Annotated in this window: 1 protein-coding gene and 1 pseudogene; one reads left to right on the forward strand and one right to left on the reverse strand. The window is 41.4% G+C overall.

Translation table 11 applies throughout. The features are described from left to right. Positions 1-992 (reverse strand): transposase (locus H5200_RS22995; protein ID WP_259398591.1); only part of this gene is annotated, 992 nt, incomplete at its 3' end. A gap of 99 nt (positions 993-1,091) precedes the next feature. Between H5200_RS22995 and H5200_RS23000 the strand changes: the two are divergent. Continuing rightward, positions 1,092-1,931: pseudogene (locus H5200_RS23000) on the forward strand (IS110 family transposase); the annotation flags it as partial.

Raw genomic sequence — 1,931 nt, forward strand, 5'->3', positions numbered from 1 at the left:
TTGTACCATTTTACATCGTTGCTGGCGGCTTGCTGCTTTAACCGTTGTTTGCTGCCTGCAAAATTTGAGTACTGCTGCCTGAAACGTTGAATTGATTCAAGCCATTGCGCTTCTTCTATATTCAACGTCAGGAGCACTTTTGGTATGCTTTTGTTGATATGCCCTTTTTTCTTTGGATCTATCTGGCGGCCACTCCAGTCGACTAATTCAATGTAATCCAGTAAGGCAAAGGGGATCGTGCCTTTAATATGATTACCACCAAATTGCTTTAGCTGTGCTGGTTGACTTTCATATTGAACAGTATCTTTTTGTTTGAGGGGTTTATTTGCTTTGACCGTGTCTGTGGTAAAGGCTTTGAAATGCGCTATACGCTCTTGAATTGAGGTAAAATCACTGTCTTCAAGCGTATCGGCTATGTTTGCTCTGATAGGATTCAAATCAACGTAGGCCATGCAACTGAGTACTGCGGTTTGATCTAATAATGCCTGTGACTTATAGCGCCCTTCCCAGTACTTGCCCGTGCAGTTATCTTCCTTATTGGCCTCGCGGGCAATGTACTCATTAAGGTTTTTCATATACCAGCTGATGTCATAAAGCCTTGCGCGCCATTTAGCGATGATCTCATCAAAAAAGAGCACACTCGCCTTATCTAGCTGCTCACCATTTAAGTAACGATCAACTAAAACATGGCCGTTATAAAGTTGATACCAGCGTTCAATTACTTCATCATCAGACCAATCAAGTGCTTGACGTCTATTGACGTTCACAACAAGGTGGTAGTGATTGCTCATTATCGCGTAGGCAGCTATCTCTATAGCGAAAACGCTACTTAGTAACTTAATTCGCTCTACTAACCACACTCTACGGTGATCAAAGTTTTTACCTGTGTATTTATCATCACCACACAAGAATGCACGTCTCACGCATCGTGAGATTAAGTGATAATAAGATGTGGACGCTAAATCAATAAGCTTTTTTCTTGCCCGGGTCATACATAGCAACTCCTGTCAAACTGTATATAAAAACAGTAGTTGATACTATGGATTTTGCAAAAAATTTGCAAAAAAATGCGCCTGTCCTTTTTACTTTCAGGACTTATCCTTGTTCACAAGAAAATTAAAGATGACCCTGACGCACTGCTAAAACTACTTAAACCGTATATCGGTGACATTGTGGTTGGCGTAGAGTGCATGCACTGCTGGTATTGGGTCGCTGATTTTTGCAAAGAGCACAATATCGACTTTATCCTTGGTCATGCGCTATACATGAAAGCGATTCATGGCGGAAAAGCTAAAAACGATAAAATAGATTCGCATAAAATTGCTAAACTCATCCGTGGCGGTAACTTTCCACTTGCTTATGTCTATGACAAAGATATGCGTGCTACGCGCGACTTATTACGTCGCAGAACTAAAATCGTCCGTCATGGCGCTGATTTAAAAGCCCATGTTGCCAATACTGCCAGTCAGTACAATTTACCTGCCCACAACGTTAATTTAAAGAACGTTTGCGACAGAGAAAAGATGCGCTATTACTTCCCTGATCCCGTTGTGCAACGATCTATTAATTTAAATATGGCCATACTTGATTGCTATCACAAGGAGCTTAAGCCTTTAGAGCTTTATATTGAACAAATGGCTAAGCAGCACAACCCTGTGCACCTTAATATCTTGCAAACAATTAATGGGATAGGTCGCATTCTCGCACTCACCATCATTTACGAAATTGGTGACATCAATCGCTTTTCAAGCGTACAAAAGTTCGCCTCATACAGTCGGTTAGTCAAATGCAAAGCGGAGTCTGCTAGCAAAACCTATGGCACCCAAGGTAATAAAATTGGCAATGCACATCTAAAATGGGCGTTCTCGGAAGCTGCCGTATTACTGCTGCGTCACAATCACAACGCCAACAAATACCTTGAAAAACTACAA

The organism is Pseudoalteromonas sp. SG43-7, assembly GCF_014164295.1.
Lineage (GTDB): Bacteria > Pseudomonadota > Gammaproteobacteria > Enterobacterales > Alteromonadaceae > Pseudoalteromonas > Pseudoalteromonas rhizosphaerae.